Here is a 17118-nt window from a genome sequence, read left to right on the forward strand (position 1 = left end):
TGAACCCCTGAATGGATAACCCCCCGAGTCGACCTAGTTTGCTGGACCGTCTTTCGGCCTTGCTGTCACCTGAGCCGGAGGATCGCGACGAACTCATCGGCCTGCTGCATTCCGCCTTCGAGCGCAATCTGCTCGATGCCGATGCGCTGTCCATCATCGAGGGCGCGCTGCAGGTCTCCGACATGCAGGTGCGCGAAGTGATGGTGCCGCGCGCCCAGATGGACATCGTCCAGCTCGATTCCCCGATCGATGCCATTGCCAATGTGGTGATCGACACCGCCCACTCACGCTTCCCCGCCGTGGGTGAAAACCGCGACGATGTGGTCGGCATCCTGATGGCCAAGGATCTGCTGCGCTACTTTGCCGGGCGAGAGCTCGACGTGCGCGACATGCTGCGCCCCGCGGTGTTCGTGCCCGAATCCAAGCGCCTCAACGTGTTGCTGCGCGAGTTCCGTGTCAGCCGCAATCACATGGCCATCGTGGTCGATGAATACGGCGGCGTGGCCGGGCTGGTGACGATTGAAGACGTGCTGGAGCAGATCGTCGGCGACATCGAGGACGAATTCGACTTTGATGAGGTCGAAGACAACATCCGCCTCGACCAGCAGGGCCGTTACCGGGTCAAAGCCACCACCGAGATCGAGGACTTCAACGAAGCCTTCGATCGCGACTTCAGCGAAGAGGATTGCGACACCATCGGCGGGCTGGTCATTCGGCACCTCGGCCGTCTGCCCAAGCGCGGCGAGGTGGTCAACATCGAAGGCTTGCGTATTCAGGTGCTGCGCGCCGATAGCCGGCGGGTTCACACCCTGCAGGTCGAGGCTGCGCCAAAGCCCGTTTCCACGGAGTCCTGATGCGCGTTCGTGTGCCGCTGATGGCGATGCTCGCCGGCGTCGTCTCGGTGCTTGGGTTTGCCCCTTTTCAACTGTTTCCGGCGGCGGTCCTGAGTCTGGCCATCTTGTTCGGCCTGCTGGTGCGACAGCATCAGGCTGGCATCGGCTTTGCCATTGGCCTGTCCTGGGGGCTCGGTTCGTTTCTGGGCGGGGTGTCGTGGCTGTACGTCGCGTTGCACCAGTTCGGTGGCATGCCCTCGGTGCTGGCTGCCTTCTGCATCTTTCTGTTCTGTACCTATCTGGCGCTGTGGCCGGCGGTGGCCGCGGCCTTGTTTGTTCGCTTTCGTAGCGGGCGAACGGCGCGTGACGCCTTGCTCGCCGGCGGTCTGTGGGCGCTCACCGAATACTTGCGCGGCTGGGTGCTGACCGGCTTCCCCTGGCTGGCGATTGGTTATTCCCAAACGCCGCCCAGCCCGCTGGCCGGCTTCTTCCCGGTGCTGGGCGTGTATGGCGTGAGTGCCCTGGTTGCCGCGCTGGCGGCGGGTTTTGGCATCATGATTCAGCGCGGGCCCGGGCGGTTGATGCCCTGGACCGTTTCGGCCGTGCTCTTGCTTGGCCTCGGTCAGAGCCTGCGTTCAGTGGCGTGGACGGTGCCCGACGGCGAGCCGGTGACCGCCGCGCTGGTGCAAACGCATATCGAGCAAGATCTCAAATGGCAGCCCGAGCGCCTCCAGCAATGGCTGGATCTGAACCTCGAACTGGTGCGCACTCATCCGGCCCAGATCGTGGTGTTGCCTGAGTCGACACTGCCGATGCTCGCCGAGCGTCTGCCGGCGGGCTATCTGGCGCAAATGGGGGCCAGTGCCGCGGCGCGCAAGGGCGACGCCATCGTCGGCGTGTTCATGCGCGATGCCGAAGGCCACATCTACAACGCCGCGCTCAGCGTGGGCAACTCGCCCACCCAAACCTACGCCAAGCAGCATCTCGTGCCCTTTGGCGAATACTCGCCGCCGAGCTTCGACTGGTTTTATCGCTTGGCCAAGATTCCGATGTCGAACCAGACCAGCGGCGCGGCGGATCAGCCGCTGATGCATCTGGCCGGCCAGCGCCTGGCGCTGAACATTTGCTATGAAGACACCTTTGGCGAAGAGATCCGGCGTCGGGCGGGCGAGGCGAGCATTCTGGTCAATCTGTCGAATCTGGCCTGGTATGGCGACTCCTTTGCCCAGCCCCAGCATCTTCAGATTGCCCGTGTGCGCGCCATGGAAACCGGTCGGCCGATGCTGCGGGCGACCAATACCGGCATGACCGCGGCGATTTTGCCGGATGGCCGCGTGGCCGGTGCACTGGCGCCGTTTACCCGCGATGTGCTGACCGTAATGGTGCAGGGCATGGCCGGTCTGACACCGTATCTGCGCTGGGGCGACGCGCTGGCCTTGAGCCTGGCCGTGCTCGCCTTGCTGCCGGCGATGTGGTCGCGCTGGCGCAACCCGGTGCGCGAGGCCTCAGCTTGAGCGCCTGGCGCGGAGGCCTTTTGGCCCTCGACATGACAAAAGGCACGATCCGGCTTCGACATCGGGCGTTTAGCCAGTAAAATCGGCGTTTTGCTTCTTACGCGGTCGTCGCCCGACCGCCAAGCTCATGTCCGTAAAAAAACCGACGTTCCAAGAAGTCATCCTCCGCCTCCAGCATTTCTGGGGCGAGCGGGGCTGCGTGCTGCTCCAACCCTATGATCTGGAAGTGGGCGCAGGCACCTCGCATACCGCCACCTTCCTGCGCGCCATTGGTCCGGAGCCCTGGCACGCGGCCTATGTGCAGCCCTCGCGCCGCCCCAAGGATGGCCGTTACGGCGAAAACCCCAACCGCCTGCAGCACTACTATCAGTTTCAGGTGGTGCTCAAGCCCTCGCCGCTGAATATCCAGGAGCTGTATCTGGATTCGCTGCGCGCGCTGGGCATCGATACCAACGCGCACGACATCCGCTTTGTCGAAGACGATTGGGAGAACCCCACGCTCGGCGCCTGGGGCCTCGGCTGGGAAGTGTGGCTGGACGGCATGGAGGTGACGCAGTTCACCTACTTCCAGCAAGTCGGCGGCATCGACTGCAAGCCGGTGCTCGGCGAGATCACCTATGGCCTGGAGCGTCTGGCGATGTATCTGCAAGGCGTCGAGAACGTGTACGACCTGGTCTGGTCGATCGCGCCCGATGGCCGGCCGGTGACCTACGGCGATGTCTATCACCAGAACGAGGTCGAGCAATCGACCTACAATTTCGAGCACGCGAACGTTGATTTTCTGTTCTCGCTGTTCTCGGGTTACGAGTCCGAAGCCAAGCGCCTGATGGACGTTGGCGTGGCGCTGCCGGCCTACGAGATGGTGCTCAAGGCCGGGCACGCCTTCAACCTGCTCGATGCGCGCGGCGCCATTTCGGTAACCGAACGCGCGGCCTACATCGGCCGCATCCGCAACCTGTCGCGCAGCGTCGCGGCCGCCTACTTTGCCTCGCGTGAAGCCCTCGGCTTTCCGATGCTGGGTGAATCACAACCGAACTCCAAGGAGGCCGCGTGATGTCGAACGCGACCCTGCTCGTCGAACTGCTCACCGAAGAACTCCCGCCCAAGGCGCTGCCGCGTCTGGGCGAGGCCTTTGCCCGTCGTATTCAGGAAGAACTCGTTTCGCGTGGGCTGGCCGATGCGGACGCCGGCTTTCGTCCCTACGCCTCGCCGCGCCGTCTGGCGGTGACCATTGCCGGTGTGCGCGCGACTGCGCCAGCGCGCGAAGTCACCGAAAAGCTCATGCCGGTGGCGGTGGCCTTTGAGGCTGATGGCACGCCGAAAGCACCACTGCTGAAAAAGCTCGAAGCCAAGGGCATCGACGTCAGTGAAGTGCCTAAGTTTGAACGCCGCATGGACGGCAAGGCCGAGGCGCTGTTCTATACCAGCCTGGTGCCGGGCGCGAGTCTGGACGCGGTGCTGGCCGAGGTGGTGGGCATCGCCGTCAAGGCGCTGCCGATTCCGAAAGTGATGCGCTGGGGCGCGGGCGAGGCGCAGTTCGTGCGGCCGGTGCACAAGCTCATCCTGATGCACGGCGATCGCGTCGTGCCGGGGCAGGTGCTGGATCTCGACTCGGGCAACCTCACCATGGGGCACCGCTTCATGAGTCGTGGCGAGCTGAGCGTGGCCAATGCCGATGCGTATGAAACCACGCTGCTGGCCGAAGGCAAGGTGATTCCGAACTTCGACGAGCGCCGCGCCGATATCGACGCCCAACTCACCGCCGAGGCCGCGCGTCAGAACGCCAGCCTGGACGAATACGCCGATCTGCTCGACGAAGTGGCCGCGCTGGTCGAGCATCCGACGGTGTATGTGGGCGAGTTCGAGGCCGACTTCCTGGCCGTGCCGCAGGAATGCCTGATCCTGACCATGCGGGCCAACCAGAAGTACTTCCCGCTGTTCAATGCCGAGGGCAAGCTGCTCAATCGCTTCCTGATTGTCTCGAACATGCGCCCGCAGGATCCGTCGAACATCATCACCGGCAACCAGCGCGTGGTGCGCCCGCGCCTGGCCGATGCGCGCTTCTTCTTCGACACCGACCGCAAGCAGCCGCTGGCCGCCCGCGTTGAGCGTCTCGCCAACGTGGTCTATCACAACAAACTCGGCAGCGTGCTGAGCCGGGTCGAGCGCCTCGAAGTGCTGGCCGGCAAGATCGCGGCGCGACTCGGTGCTGACCAAACCGCCGCTGCGCGTGCTGCGCGTCTGGCCAAGGCCGATCTGGTCACCGACATGGTCGGTGAATTCCCCGAGCTGCAAGGCGTGATGGGCCGCTACTACGCGCTCAACGACGGCGAGGGCGAGGTGGTGGCCGATGCCGTGCAGGCACACTATCTGCCGCGCTTCGCCGGTGACGCACTGCCGCAAGGCAATGTGGCCGCCGCGGTGGCGCTGGCCGACAAACTCGACGCGCTGGTCGGCTTCTTTGGCATTGGCCAGGTGCCCACCGGAGACAAAGACCCCTTCGGCCTGCGTCGTGCCGCGCTCGGCGTGCTGCGCATCCTGATGGAAACCCCGTTGCCGTTGGATCTGTCGGCACTCATCGCCGACGCTGTTCAGGGCTTTGCGGCCGGTCAACTGACCGAGCCAGTGCCCGAGGCGCTGCTCGGCTTCATGCAGGACCGTCTGCGCCATCTGCTGCGCGAGGCCGGTCACGCGGGCGAGGAAATCGACGCCGTGCTGGCGCTCAACCCGATGCGCATCGACCGCGTACCGGCGCGATTGGCCGCGGTCTCGGCCTTCCGCGCGCTGCCCGAGGCCGAAGCGCTGGCCGCGGCCAACAAGCGGATCATCAACATCCTCAAGAAAACCGACGCCGTGCCGGGCCAGCCCGATGTCACCTTGCTGCAAGAGCCGGCTGAAAAAGCGCTGTTCGAACAGCTCAATCAGGTCTCGCCGCAGGTGGATGCCTACTTCGACAACGAGGATGACGCCGAAGCCCTGCGTGTGCTGGCCGGCTTGCGTGCGGCGGTCGATCGCTTCTTCGAAGACGTCATGGTGATGGCCGAGGAGCCGCTCATTCGTGCCAACCGTCTGGCCTTGCTCGCGGCACTGGCGCGCCAGATGAATCGCGTGGCCGATCTGTCACGACTGTCCGTGTGAGTGCCATTACCCGCCGGGAGGCAGGCCTATGAAAATGATCATTCTTGATCGGGACGGGGTTATCAACCAGGACTCCGACCAGTTCATCAAGTCGCCCGAAGAGTGGATTCCCATCCCCGGTTCGCTCGAAGCCATTGCCCGGCTCAACCAGTCGGGCTGGCGGGTGGTGCTCGCGTCGAATCAGTCCGGCGTGGGCCGTGGCCTGTTTGGCATGGATACGCTCAACGCCATCAACGCCAAGATGGTGGAGTCCCTGGCGCAGGTTGGCGGGCGGCTGGATGCGATTTTTTTCTGCCCCCATGCGGCGGACTCGACCTGTGATTGCCGCAAGCCGAAGCCCGGCCTGTTCAAGCAGATCGAGTCGCGCTTCAATATCGATCTGACCGGCGTGCCGATGGTTGGCGACAGTTTGCGCGACCTGCAAGCCGGGCGCGCCGTCGGCTGTCAGACCTATCTGGTGCTGACCGGCAAGGGCGAGCGTACCCGCGAAGATCCCGAGCTGCCGCCCGACACCCTGATCTTTCCCGATCTGTCTGCGATTGCGGACACTCTTTTGCTGGACTGAGCTGGCCATGCCCCTGATTCGTTCAACCCTGTTTGCCGTGGTGCTGGTGTTCATTACGCCGGTGTTTGCCCTGGTCGGCATGCTCAGCACGCCGCTGCCGCCGCAGACCCGCTATCGACTCATCGGTGGCTGGACGACGCTGGCCATGTGGTTCATCAAGCATTTGCTGGGCATTCGGCATCGCGTGATCGGTGCGGACAACATCCCTGCGGATCCTTGCGTGGTGCTGTGCAAACACCAGTCGGCCTGGGAGACCATCGCGCTGCAACGCATCCTGCCGCCGATCTGTTTCGTGCTCAAGCGCGAATTGCTTCGCCTGCCGTTCTTTGGCTGGGGGCTCGGGAAAATGCCCAACATCGCCATTGACCGCGCCGCGGGCAAAGACGCACTGGCGCAGGTGGTGGAGCAGGGCAAGGCCCGTTTGAGCGAAGGCTTTTACGTGGTGGTGTTTCCCGAGGGGACGCGCGTCGAGCCGGGCGCGACCCGTCGCTACAAGGCGGGCGGCGCATGGTTGGGCATCAAGGCTGGTGTTCCGGTGCTGCCGATTGCGCACAACGCCGGCGAGTTCTGGCGCCGCAACGCCTTCGTCAAGCAGCCCGGCGAGATCGTGGTCAGCATCGGTCCGGAGATCGACCCGGCCGGTCTGGCGCCGGATGAGGTCAACCGACGCGCCGAGGCCTGGATCGAGAGCGAGATGCGGCGCCTGTTTCCGTCGCACTATCCCGATGAGGCGGTGCAGGGCACGGCCTGATTTCTCATGCGAGGCTTGGCGTCGCTTGCCAGGCCCGCATGGATGGGCTGCGTGATGCTCTGATGTTTTTCCGGTCGCGGTGTCGGTGAATCTTGCTCGCCTGGTCACGGCGTTTTTGCCAAAGCTCCCCACCGAAGCAACTCACCGAAGCAACTCACCGAAGCAACTCACCGAAGCAACTCACCGAAGCAACTCACCGAAGCAACTCACCGAAGCAACTCACCGAAGCAACTCACCGAAGCAACTCACCGAAGCAACTCGCCGAAGCAACTCGCCGAAGCAACTCGCCGAAGCAACTCGCCGAAGCGTGGCGCGTCAAGGGGGGGGGATTGTCGTCGGGTGGGCGAGCAGGGGCGGTACGGGCGGGCGCTGCGGGGCCAGCCGGGTCTTGGGGGCGAGGCGTTTCGAGCCGCGGTCGTGTGCCGTCGCCCGGCGGTACAGACAAAAAAAGACCCCGCCGAAGCGGGGTCTCTTCAACATCAAGTCGCGTGCTGATTAGGCAGCTTTCTTGGTGCCGGCTTTCTGAGCGGTGCCCACCGCCTTGACGGTGGCGCTGGTAGCAGCGGCAACGTTGGCTTCAGCGATCTCGGCCACTTGCTTGGCAGCTTTGTTCATGCTGTCGTAAGCGGAGTTGGCGGCGGCGATGGCGGACTTGACGGCAGCAACAGCGACGTCGGAACCAGCCGGTGCGGACTTGGCAGCCTTGTCGAGGGCTTCAGCAACACCCTTGTTCACTTCAGCGATCTGGCCTTCCATCAGCTTGGACACTTCGTCCTGGCTCTGGGTGGCGATTTCGTAAACGCTGCGAGCGTAGGCAACCATTTTCTCGACAGCCGGCTGAGCCAGGGTGCTTTGAATGGTCACGAACTCTTGTGCGTCCTTGACGGCCATCAGGGCCTTGGTGTTGGCCACGCCGTCTTCCAGGAAGACACGGGCGGTGTTCAGGTTCAGGGCGGCCAGACGCTCGGCACTGGCGAAAGCGGCGTTAGCCAGCGTCAGCACGGTTTCGATGTTGGCTTTGTTGGTAGCGGCGAATTGCTCGGGGGTGGCGAACATGTGTTTCTCCTGAGTTAAGTTGGTGGCCACGTAATGCTGCGGTGCGGCATGGTTTGGATTATAGGCAGAAAAAATCTGCTGTCAACAGAAATGTTGCGTCGCACAACTTCATTTTCAAGAAAAATATTGATACAAAACATCGGCTTGCTGCAAGCTGTTTGATGGATGGCTGATCCCGTCATCTGCGCGATAGATAGCCGATGCGAATGTCGCCGTGATTCGGCTGTTGCAGTGTGTCAGCTGGATGTTGCCGTGATGTGACGGCCGGGGCGGGGTGGGACGAGGGCGCCGCAGGCGGGCGCGAGGGGCGTGGCCGAGCGGCCGCCGCCCCGGGGCGAGCTTAACGGTGCTTGAAGTCTGCGGCCCGTTTTTCGACGAAGGCGGCCATGCCTTCTTTCTGGTCTTCGAGTGCAAACGCTGAGTGGAAGACGCGACGCTCAAAGAGCAGGCCTTCGGACAGGCCGGACTCGTAGGCGCGGTTGACCGACTCCTTGATCATCATGACCACGGGCAGCGAGAAGCCGGCGATGGTCTCGGCCGCGGCGAGGGCTTCGTCCAGCAGTTTGTCGGCGGGCACGACGCGGGATACCAGGCCGGCGCGCTCGGCCTCGATGGCGTCCATCATGCGGGCGGTCAGGCACATGTCCATGGCCTTGGCCTTGCTGACCGCACGCGGCAGGCGCTGCGTGCCACCGGCACCCGGAAGAATGCCGAGCTTGATTTCGGGCTGACCGAATTTGGCGGTGTCGGCGGCGATGATGATGTCGCAGGCCATGGCCATTTCGCATCCGCCGCCCAGCGCGTAGCCGGCGACGGCTGCGATGATGGGCTTGCGGCAGGTCTTGACGCGTTCCCAGTTGCGGGTGATGTAGTCGCTCAGGTAGGCGTCCATGTACGAGAACGTGGCCATGGCACCGATGTCGGCGCCGGCGGCAAAGGCTTTCTCAGACCCGGTGATGACGATCGCGCCGATGTCGTCGTTCGACTCGAAGGCGTCGAGCGCGGCGCCGACTTCGTCGACCAGCACATCGTTGAGTGCGTTGAGTGCCTTGGGGCGATTGAGGGTAATGAGGCCGACGCGGCCGCGCGTCTCTACCAGGATGTTCTCGTAACTCACTGCGTTTCTCCTTGTGTTGTCGATCGGGCGCTGCCCGTCGTTTGATTGTGGGGGCTTACTGCGCGGTCTTGGGCTGGATGACGGCGCGCACGCGACTCGATCCGCCGGTGTTGGCCGATTTGGAGCCGCTGTTGGTGACCACATACTGGCCGGTGTAACCATCGTATTCGATGAATTCGCCCTGGACTTCGTCCTTGCCGCTGGTGACATGGGCCCGGATGTAGAAGTGGGTCATCTGGGTGCGGCCGTCGTATTCGATGCGCTCGGCCGTGCCGTTGACGTAATCGCCCGTGCCGTCGCGTTTTTGCTTGAAGCGGGCCAGGCCTTTGCCGTGGCTGGTGGCAACGCCTTTCTGGAAGCCGTCGGCATCCTGGGTGACGGTGAGGGTGTCGCCACGGATTTCGAGCGTGCCCTGGGTGAGGACGACTTTACCTTCAAACAGGTGGATTTTCTTGCGCTCATCCACCGTGACCTTATCGGCTTCGATGTTGACGGGCTGGCTGCGGTCGCCACGTTCGGCGATCGCGTGGCCCGCCCAGAGGCTGGCGGTGAGGGCGAGCAGACAGAGGCGTGTGTTCATGGTTGCTTCCGCTTGATGGGCAGGTTGGCGACGACGCCGCCGGTGAGGGTGATTTCGCCAAACAGGTTGTCGGCGGTCATGCCCTTGCTGTAGACGACGGCGCCGTCCTGGGTCAGCACGACCGGATCAATGGACTTGGCTTGTTCGGTATTGGGCCACAGCACCAGGGTGTCCGAGGTGAAGGTGGATTCGGGTTTGTCGGGCAGCGTACGTTGGGCGCGAACCTGGCCTTTGAGGTCGACGCGCTCGCCATCGTCACGTGTGACGCCGTGGTCGGCGGTCAGGCGCAAGTGCATGCCATCGCGTTCGTAGCGCACGATGGGTTCGATGAGTTCGGATTGCGCCTGGGCGGGGAGGTGGCGCATTTGTTGCGCGTCGATGTAGTACTGCGGCGTGCCGGTGAGGTCGAAGCGGGTCAAGGCCATGTGTTCGACGATGACGTCGGGGCCAAGCATGGCTTTGGGTTCGGGCGTGGCGTTGGGGTCTGTGCTGATCCGTTCCAGCCAGATGCTGCCGGCGGCGAGCGCTGCCAGTGCCATGATCGGGTAGAGATGCTGGGGGCTCAGGCGCATGCGGCGGACTCAGATGACCTTGGCTTGCATCAGGTCGTGCATGTTGAGCGCACCAACGAGCGTGCCGTCGGTATCAACGACCAGCAATTGGTTGATGCGGTGGCGTTCCATCAGCTCGGCCGCTTCGGCTGCCAGGGCGTCCGGCCCGATGCTGCGCGGATTGCGGGTCATCAGCGTGGTGAGTGCCGCGTGGCGGATGTCGTCGGTGCCGGCCAGCGCGCGGCGCAGGTCGCCGTCGGTAAAGATGCCGGTTGGCTGCGCGTTGGCGTCGGCCACGATGGCCATGCCCATGCCGCCGCGCGACATTTCGAGCAAGGCGTCGGTCACGCTGGCGTTCGGGCGGACTAGCGGCAGCGCCGGTCCGCTGCGCATGACGTCGCGCACATGGGTGAGCAGGCGCCGGCCCAGCGAACCGCCGGGGTGGCTGCGGGCGAAGTCGGCTTCGGCAAAGCCGCGCGCGTCGAGCAGGGCGACGGCCAGGGCATCGCCCATGGCCAGCGCGGCGGTGGTGCTGGCCGTGGGCGCGAGGTTGAGCGAGCAGGCTTCTTCACTGACGCCGGCATCCAGATGGACGTCGGACTCCTTGGCAAGCGGCGAGTTGGCGTGGCCGGTGATGGCGATCAGGCGCGCGCCCTGGCGCTTGACCAGTGGCACGATGGTGAGCAACTCGGCGCTGCTGCCGGAGTGGGAGAGGGCAATCACCACGTCGGCGGAGGTGATCATGCCCAGATCGCCGTGGGCTGCTTCGGCCGCGTGGACGAAGTAGGCCGGGGTGCCGGTGCTGGCCAGCGTGGCGGCGAGCTTGCGGCCGATATGCCCGGTTTTGCCAATGCCGGTCACGACCACGCGCCCCGGTGCGGCCAGGATCATTTCCACCGCGCGCGGAAACGCCGCGTCGAGACGGGGGATCAGCGCAGCGACTGCGGCGGCCTCGATGGTGAGGACACGACGCGCCTGCGCCAGAGATGCTTCCGGCGAAAATGAGGTGGGGCGGGACATTGGGGTGGGTCGAAGATTGCGGTTAAACTTGGACGAAAAGTATATCAGAAGGCCGCTGCCGCCCTTTCGGCCTGATGCCCCGCGGATTGAGGACAACTGGCGTCGCGCATGGTCAATACCCTGGAACTGGTTCTGTTGTTGCTTGCCGCCGCCGTGCTGGTGGTCGGCCTGTTTCGTAGTATTAACCTCCCCCCCGTGCTCGGCTATCTGCTGGTTGGTGCGGCGGTGGGGCCGCATGCGCTGAATTTGATGGAAGACTCGGCCGGCGCGCGCCACTTGGCGGAGTTCGGCGTGGTCTTCCTGATGTTCTCGATCGGGCTGGAGTTTTCGCTGCCCCGCCTGGTGGCGATGAAGCGCATCGTGTTTGGTCTGGGGGCGGCGCAGGTCACAGGCTCGATTGCGCTGGTGATGCTGATTGGCTGGGCGCTCGGCCTGAGCCTGCTGACCAGTTTTGCCCTGGGCAGCATTCTGACCATGTCGTCGACCGCGATCCTGTCCAAATTGTTGACCGACCGGATGGAGCTTGAATCCCGGCATGGCCGGGAAGTCATTGGTGTGCTGCTGTTTCAGGATATCGCGGTGGTGCCGCTGTTGATCCTGATCCCGGCCTTGTCGCAGCCCGGCGACGCCTTGTTTGCGACGCTGTCGGTGGCGGCGATCAAAGCGGCAGCCATGCTGGCCCTGGTGCTGGTGTTTGGCCAGCGTCTGATGCGGGCCTGGTTTACCTTGGTGGCGCGGCGGCGCTCGGGTGAGCTGTTCATGCTCAATGTGCTGCTGATCACCCTCGGCCTGGCCTGGCTGAGTGAGCTGGTGGGGCTGTCGCTGGCGCTCGGCGCCTTTCTGGCGGGCATGCTGATCTCCGAAACCGAGTATCGCTATCAGGTGGAGGAGGACATCAAGCCGTTCCGGGACGTGCTGCTCGGCCTGTTCTTCGTCACCGTCGGCATGTTCCTGGATGTGGGCGAAATCCTGCTTCACCTGCCTGCCGTGCTGGGCATGGTGGCCGCCTTGCTGATCTTCAAGCTATTGATCGCCGGTGGCGCCTCGCGCTTGTTTGGCGGGACGCCTGGCACCGCCATGCGTACCGGCCTGTGGTTGTGCGCAGGCGGTGAGTTCGGGTTTGTGCTGCTCTCGCAGATCGACGGACTGGATCTGCTTTCGCCGGTGTTGCTGCAGGTGACGGTGGCGGCACTGGTGTTGTCGATGCTGGTGGCGCCGCTGATCGTGCAGGTGAGCGACAAGCTGGTGATGCGCTTTGTGGCGTCGGAGTGGCTGATGCGCTCGATGGAACTGACCCGGGTGGCCGCGCAGAGCCTGAACACCACCGGGCATATCGTGATCTGCGGCTACGGTCGCAGCGGTCAGCATCTGGCGCGTTTCTTTGAGCAGGAGGGCATCAGCTATGTGGCGCTGGACCTCGACCCCGAGCGGGTGCGGGAGGCTGGCGCGGCGGGCGACACCGTGGTGTACGGCGACGCCGCCCGCCACGAAACACTGCAGGCGGCCGGCGTGATGCGGGCCAGCGCGGTGGTGGTGTCGTTCTCCGGTGTGGATGCGGCCTTGCGGGTGATTCACCACGTGCAGGCGATGCGACCGGACTTGCCGGTCGTGGCGCGGGCGGTGGATGAGGCCGAAATGATCAAGCTGTCGGATGCGGGCGCGGCCGAAGTGGTCACCGAAGCCTTTGAGGGCAGCATCATGCTCGCCTCGCATGCCCTGGCGCTGATCGGCGTGCCGCTCAATCGCGTGCTGCGCCGCATCCGCGAGATTCGCAGTCAGCGTTACGCATTGATGCAAGGCTTGTTTCATGGCGCCGATGACGCGCCGGAGGGGCCGGAGTCCCAGCAGTCACGGCTGCATTCGGTGGTGATACCGCCGGGCGCCGGGTCGGTGGGGCAGACCATCGGCGACATGGATTTTGCGGTGCTGAACGTGACGGTGTCCGTCGTGCGCCGACGCAACATCCGTGGGCTCAGCCCGGGGCCGGAAACCGACATCCAGGCCGGCGATGTGGTGGTGCTGCTCGGTGTGCCAGGCAATCTGGAACTGGCCGAGCAGCGGCTGATGCAGGGGGTTTAGTAGCCCGCGCAGACGGTGTAGAGATTGCCGTCGTTTTCGTTGGCGGCAGTGAGGTTGACCGCCGCATTGGTCGAATCCAGCGTTCTCACGGTGCCGGTGTTGGTGACGCCGTCATCCATGGTGGTGTCGATCTGACGGGCAAATCGCGTTGACAGGTTGCCCGAGCAGATAAAGAACTGGCCTGGAAAGCCGGTGATGGGCGCGGTGCTCGTTACGCCGAGTCGACCGTTCTCGACGTTCAACTCCGGGTAGTCCGCTGCCGTGATGACGGTGCTCCCGGTTGCCAGACCGGCAAGGCGCACATGCTGCCAGAACAGAAAGGATTCGTCGGTGGCCGTGGTGGAGTTCCAGTCGCCGTCGATACGACTGTTGCCAATGCTGCTGGCAGGTGTCGTGGCGAGTGTGCCAGCTACATGGTTGACCACCTGCGGATCGTCGCCGGGCAGAAAGCGGAACCGGTCCTGATAGCCATAGATCATGGTCGACACGTTGTTGAACTCTTGCACCAGGCTCTTGACCTTGGCGTTGTTGATCAACTCCTGGCCTTTCAGCACGCCGCCGAGCAGCAGGCCGATGATGACAAGGACGACCGCGATCTCCACGAGCGTGAAGCCACGCTGGTATTTCCGGGGGGGGCTTTTCATTGAAAGATCTCCACAATACGCTTAGGGTAAGCAAGTTGCGTGCCGGTCTATTTCCAAGGTGATAGGCGCGATCCGTATGGAATGGCGCGGGAAAGTGACCGATAGCTGACGACGAGGTGTCGAAATGTTGACAGCGGGTGTCATTGATTCGTCACTTTTTGTGGCGTATCGGGTGGCCTGATCGATTTTCTGGACATTCACTACAATGGCGGCATGACGACGAACGACGCGGGGATGACAAGCGGTTTCAGGGCGCCGTGGCGGTGGTTCAGCCGCGTGCCGAACCGGCTGTTGGGCGCTTCCCTGCTGGTGCTGCATCTGGGCATGCTTCAGGGGATTGATTCGCTGGTCGGGCGGACGCTGGTGCTTGCTCATCTTGGCCTGTTCCTGATCTGGCAGCCCGTGGTGCGTGGCGCCCATCGCTTGGCGCCGCGGGATCTGCTGGTGATGGTGGCGGTGATCGCGCTGTTCTTGCTGGCCATGTCCTGGGGCGCGCTGGCGATCTGGTTGATGGTGCTGGCCGGCGTCATCGGGGGCGGTGCGTTTGTTGAGATCGGCGCACGGGGTCGCCTGCCCTATCAACTCGCCGTCGCGTATCTGGTGTGCAGCCTGTTCATGATGGTGTTGCCACGCGTGGTGCCGGTGGAGGTGGCCGAGCGGCCCTTGTTCGACGTGCTGGCGCTCACGGTGTTGCCCGCGCTGACCCTGGTGGTGATGCTGCAGCCCTCGGCGCCGGAATCTGTCAGGCGGGCTGGCGCGATCGACTTCCTGTCGACCATCTTGCTGTTTGTCGTGCTGGCCATCAGCACACTGGGCGGCTTTGCGTTCATGTGGTTGATGCATCTGCCCTACCTGGTCGCGCTGGTGACCGCCTTGTTTTCCATGGCGGTGGTATTGCTCGTGCTGGCCTGGGCGTGGCATCCGAGTGCCAGCGGGCCACAGCTGGGCATGGTGTTCGCCCGGCGTGTGCTGTCGGTCGGTTTGTCCTTCGAAGAGTGGTTGCATGAGGTGGCCAGTGTGTCGGTGTCGGCCGATACGCCAGAGGCCCTGGCCGATCAGGCCTGTCAGCGCATGCTGCGCATTCCCGGGGTGTGTGGCGGGCATTGGCGGCTGGCCGAAGGCGAGGGAACCTTCGGTGAGGTGGCGGCGGTGGCGCGCCAGCTCACGCAGGAAGGGCTGACGGTCACGCTCTACCTTCGCCGCGCACCCAGCCCGGCACTGAGCTGGCACTTCAGCCTCATGGTGCGGATGTTGGCTGAGTTCTGCCGGGAGAAGCGCCATTCGCGGCAGCTCGAAACCTTGTCGTATCTGCGCGCCATCCACGAGACCGGCGCGCGCCTGACGCACGACATCAAGAATCTGCTGCAGTCACTCAATACGCTGTGCTACACCGCGGCACGCCCGGAGGTCGACGAGGCCGCGCTGCGGGCGCTGGTGTCTCGTCAGTTGCCGGTGATCACGCGTCGGCTGACCCAAACCCTGGAGAAGCTGCAGCACCCGGAGGGATCGCCGGGTGAGGCGATGCCCGCCAGCGTGTGGTGGCAGGAGTGCGCTGCTCGCCATGCGAGCACGGGTATCCGCTTTGAGCTCAGCGCTGATATCTCGTCGCTTGAGGTGCTGCCGGGGGTGTTCAACAGTGTGCTGGACAACCTGATTCAGAACGCGCTGGACAAGCGTTTGCTCCTGCCCGGGCTGGACATCTTCGTTCAGCTGGGCGAGCAGAACAGGGGCGCGATCTTGACGGTTGGCGACGATGGTGCCGCCCTGCCAGATGCCTTGGCGGGGCAGTTGATGCGCGCACCGGTGGCGTCGCAAAGTGGCCTGGGGATGGGCTTGTACCAGGCGGCACGGCTGGCTGAAGAGGCGGGCTACGAACTTGGCCTGTCGAGTAACCAGGATGGCCGCGTTCAGTTTTGCTTGCGTCAGGCGGCGGCGGGCTGATGCGGCCCCCCGGCGCGATTTGAGGCGCGCCCGAGCAGGCGGTAGGTGATGACCTCGCCCTTGCCCTTGATGCGCAGGATGCTGCGCTCGTCGAAGACAAAGCGCTGCGACAGGTGCATGTGGGTGCGCCGGTCGCACTGGATGCCATCGGGCGCGCCTTCGCTGCTGAGTCGGCTGGCCAGATTGACGGTATCGCCCCACAGGTCGTAGATGAACTTCTTGCGCCCGACTACGCCGGCAACCACCGGCCCGGTGCCGATGCCGATGCGCAGCGCGAGGGGGACGCCGACCTTCTCGGACAAGGCGGCCAGGCTGTCGCGCATGTCGAGCGCGAGCTCGGCCACGGCGGCACAGGGGTCTTTGCTGCGGCTGTTCAGACCGCCGGCCACCATGTAGGCATCACCGATGGTCTTGATCTTTTCCAGGCCGCGCTCTTCGGCCAGTGCGTCGAAGCGGCAGAACACTTCGTTGAGCATGCTGAAGACCTGGGGCGCGCTCAGCCCGCTGGCGATCTGGGTGAAATTGACGATGTCGGCGAACATCACCGAGACGCTGGGGAAGTCGTCGGCGACGATGTCGTCGCTGGCTTTGAGTCGCTCGGCCACGGCGCCCGGCAGCACGTTGAGCAGCAGGCGTTCGGAACGCTCCTGCTCGGAGCGCAGCAGGTTCATGGCTTCTTCGAGCCGGGTCTGCAGTTTGCGTTTTTCTTCGAGCGCGAAGCGCACCAGCGCATAGACGATGCCAGAAATGGCGATGAAGTTGAGCGCAAAAAACAGCACCGAGGTGCGCAGGGAGACCGCGGCGGCGGCGTCGAGCGGAATCCTCACGTCGACCAGCAGGTAGTCAAAAAAGCCGGTCAATGCGGTGAAGAAAATGTAGGCAAAGAACCAGGGCATGGATTCGCGCAGGCCCATCACGAAAACGGCACCGACCGGCGCGATCAAACCCCACAGGATGACGCCGGAGCCGGTGATGAAGTTACCCATGCTCCACTGCGCGACAAAGGGGAAGAACAGGAACAGGGTGAACTGGCTGAGCCGGAACCAGCTGAAGTTGCCGCTCTGGATGTAGTAGGCCAGATTGGCGGCCAGCAGCACCTGAAACAGAAACGGCAGGGTCGAGGAGAGCTTCGGCCCGGTGAGCCAGTAGAGCAGCAGCCAGACGCCCGAGGCGATGCTCATCAAGCCCGTGGCGAAGACCAGCAGCGACTTGCCGAGACGGGTTTGTTCGTCGTCGTCCGGGCGCACGCCCGCGTTGCGCAGTCGGGCCGAAAAGCTCTGAGCGTAGTAGGACAGGTCGTCCGAGGTGTCCATGGGCATCGCGAGAAGG

General features: G+C 64.1%; 15 protein-coding genes. 8 read left to right on the plus strand and 7 right to left on the minus strand.

The features are described from left to right. Positions 1 to 11: 11 nt before the first annotated feature. From FHP89_RS18605 to FHP89_RS18630, 6 genes are all read left to right on the plus strand, one after another. Positions 12 to 854 (plus strand): HlyC/CorC family transporter, encoded by an 843-nt coding sequence (locus FHP89_RS18605; RefSeq protein WP_144179439.1) that lies wholly within the window; start codon positions 12 to 14, stop codon positions 852 to 854. Beyond that, positions 854 to 2347 carry an apolipoprotein N-acyltransferase gene (gene lnt / locus FHP89_RS18610; protein WP_144179440.1) on the plus strand — a complete coding sequence of 498 codons (1494 nt, stop codon included), beginning with the start codon at positions 854 to 856 and terminating at the stop codon, positions 2345 to 2347. Before FHP89_RS18605 ends, lnt begins: the two co-directional genes overlap by 1 nt. Positions 2348 to 2474: 127 nt before the next feature. Then, complete coding sequence (gene glyQ, locus FHP89_RS18615; RefSeq protein ID WP_144179441.1) at positions 2475 to 3401, plus strand: glycine--tRNA ligase subunit alpha; 927 nt, start codon at positions 2475 to 2477, stop codon at positions 3399 to 3401. Continuing rightward, entirely contained in the window at positions 3401 to 5485 is a 2085-nt protein-coding gene (gene glyS, locus FHP89_RS18620; protein ID WP_144179442.1) for a glycine--tRNA ligase subunit beta, read from the plus strand. Before glyQ ends, glyS begins: the two co-directional genes overlap by 1 nt. A gap of 28 nt (positions 5486 to 5513) precedes the next feature. Further along, on the plus strand, positions 5514 to 6050 hold the full coding sequence (gmhB, locus tag FHP89_RS18625; RefSeq protein WP_144179443.1) for a D-glycero-beta-D-manno-heptose 1,7-bisphosphate 7-phosphatase: 537 nt from the start codon (positions 5514 to 5516) through the stop codon (positions 6048 to 6050). Positions 6051 to 6057: 7 nt separating this feature from the next. Beyond that, a complete protein-coding gene (locus FHP89_RS18630) occupies positions 6058 to 6801 on the plus strand; it encodes a lysophospholipid acyltransferase family protein (RefSeq protein ID WP_144179444.1) in 744 nt (247 codons plus the stop codon). Positions 6802 to 7296: 495 nt separating this feature from the next. On the opposite strand, the gene phaP is transcribed toward FHP89_RS18630, so the two are convergent. The 5 genes from phaP to FHP89_RS18655 all read right to left on the minus strand — a co-directional run bounded on the left by phaP (position 7297) and on the right by FHP89_RS18655 (position 11125). Further along, the gene (phaP, locus tag FHP89_RS18635) at positions 7297 to 7857 is read right to left on the minus strand and encodes a phasin family protein (protein WP_144179315.1); all 561 of its coding nucleotides are present in this window, start codon (positions 7855 to 7857) and stop codon (positions 7297 to 7299) included. Positions 7858 to 8197: 340 nt separating this feature from the next. Continuing rightward, entirely contained in the window at positions 8198 to 8974 is a 777-nt protein-coding gene (locus FHP89_RS18640) for an enoyl-CoA hydratase (protein ID WP_144179316.1), read from the minus strand. A gap of 55 nt (positions 8975 to 9029) precedes the next feature. Continuing rightward, positions 9030 to 9554: a lipopolysaccharide transport periplasmic protein LptA gene (lptA, locus tag FHP89_RS18645; protein ID WP_144179317.1), complete on the minus strand. Its 525-nt coding sequence runs from the start codon at positions 9552 to 9554 to the stop codon at positions 9030 to 9032. After that, on the minus strand, positions 9551 to 10126 hold the full coding sequence (gene lptC, locus FHP89_RS18650) for an LPS export ABC transporter periplasmic protein LptC (RefSeq protein ID WP_144179318.1): 576 nt from the start codon (positions 10124 to 10126) through the stop codon (positions 9551 to 9553). Before lptC ends, lptA begins: the two co-directional genes overlap by 4 nt. 9 nt (positions 10127 to 10135) lie before the next feature. Next, entirely contained in the window at positions 10136 to 11125 is a 990-nt protein-coding gene (locus FHP89_RS18655) for a KpsF/GutQ family sugar-phosphate isomerase (protein WP_144179319.1), read from the minus strand. A gap of 108 nt (positions 11126 to 11233) precedes the next feature. Here FHP89_RS18655 and FHP89_RS18660 point away from each other — a divergent pair, with 108 nt between their 5' ends. Next, the gene (locus FHP89_RS18660; RefSeq protein WP_144179320.1) at positions 11234 to 13204 is read left to right on the plus strand and encodes a monovalent cation:proton antiporter family protein; all 1971 of its coding nucleotides are present in this window, start codon (positions 11234 to 11236) and stop codon (positions 13202 to 13204) included. Here FHP89_RS18660 and FHP89_RS18665 read toward each other — a convergent pair. After that, a complete protein-coding gene (locus FHP89_RS18665) occupies positions 13201 to 13848 on the minus strand; it encodes a prepilin-type N-terminal cleavage/methylation domain-containing protein (protein ID WP_144179321.1) in 648 nt (215 codons plus the stop codon). The two genes, FHP89_RS18660 and FHP89_RS18665, sit on opposite strands and share 4 nt — an antisense overlap. 234 nt (positions 13849 to 14082) lie before the next feature. Here FHP89_RS18665 and FHP89_RS18670 point away from each other — a divergent pair, with 234 nt between their 5' ends. Beyond that, entirely contained in the window at positions 14083 to 15789 is a 1707-nt protein-coding gene (locus FHP89_RS18670) for an ATP-binding protein (RefSeq protein ID WP_144179322.1), read from the plus strand. On the opposite strand, the gene FHP89_RS18675 is transcribed toward FHP89_RS18670, so the two are convergent. After that, a complete protein-coding gene (locus FHP89_RS18675) occupies positions 15771 to 17102 on the minus strand; it encodes an adenylate/guanylate cyclase domain-containing protein (RefSeq protein WP_144179323.1) in 1332 nt (443 codons plus the stop codon). The genes FHP89_RS18670 and FHP89_RS18675 overlap by 19 nt on opposite strands. Positions 17103 to 17118 lie beyond the last annotated feature (16 nt).

Source organism: Denitromonas ohlonensis (assembly GCF_007625205.1).
GTDB lineage: Bacteria > Pseudomonadota > Gammaproteobacteria > Burkholderiales > Rhodocyclaceae > Nitrogeniibacter > Nitrogeniibacter ohlonensis.

Coding starts and splice junctions, on each gene's coding strand:
- glyS (WP_144179442.1), top strand. CDS start 3,401: ATGTCGAACGCGACCCTGCTCGTCGAACTGCTCACCGAAGAACTCCCG.
- lptA (WP_144179317.1), bottom strand. CDS start 9,554: ATGAACACACGCCTCTGTCTGCTCGCCCTCACCGCCAGCCTCTGGGCG.
- FHP89_RS18670 (WP_144179322.1), top strand. CDS start 14,083: ATGACAAGCGGTTTCAGGGCGCCGTGGCGGTGGTTCAGCCGCGTGCCG.
- glyQ (WP_144179441.1), top strand. CDS start 2,475: ATGTCCGTAAAAAAACCGACGTTCCAAGAAGTCATCCTCCGCCTCCAG.
- FHP89_RS18675 (WP_144179323.1), bottom strand. CDS start 17,102: ATGGACACCTCGGACGACCTGTCCTACTACGCTCAGAGCTTTTCGGCC.
- lptC (WP_144179318.1), bottom strand. CDS start 10,126: ATGCGCCTGAGCCCCCAGCATCTCTACCCGATCATGGCACTGGCAGCG.
- FHP89_RS18605 (WP_144179439.1), top strand. CDS start 12: ATGGATAACCCCCCGAGTCGACCTAGTTTGCTGGACCGTCTTTCGGCC.
- FHP89_RS18630 (WP_144179444.1), top strand. CDS start 6,058: ATGCCCCTGATTCGTTCAACCCTGTTTGCCGTGGTGCTGGTGTTCATT.
- gmhB (WP_144179443.1), top strand. CDS start 5,514: ATGAAAATGATCATTCTTGATCGGGACGGGGTTATCAACCAGGACTCC.
- FHP89_RS18660 (WP_144179320.1), top strand. CDS start 11,234: ATGGTCAATACCCTGGAACTGGTTCTGTTGTTGCTTGCCGCCGCCGTG.
- FHP89_RS18665 (WP_144179321.1), bottom strand. CDS start 13,848: ATGAAAAGCCCCCCCCGGAAATACCAGCGTGGCTTCACGCTCGTGGAG.
- FHP89_RS18655 (WP_144179319.1), bottom strand. CDS start 11,125: ATGTCCCGCCCCACCTCATTTTCGCCGGAAGCATCTCTGGCGCAGGCG.
- phaP (WP_144179315.1), bottom strand. CDS start 7,857: ATGTTCGCCACCCCCGAGCAATTCGCCGCTACCAACAAAGCCAACATC.
- lnt (WP_144179440.1), top strand. CDS start 854: ATGCGCGTTCGTGTGCCGCTGATGGCGATGCTCGCCGGCGTCGTCTCG.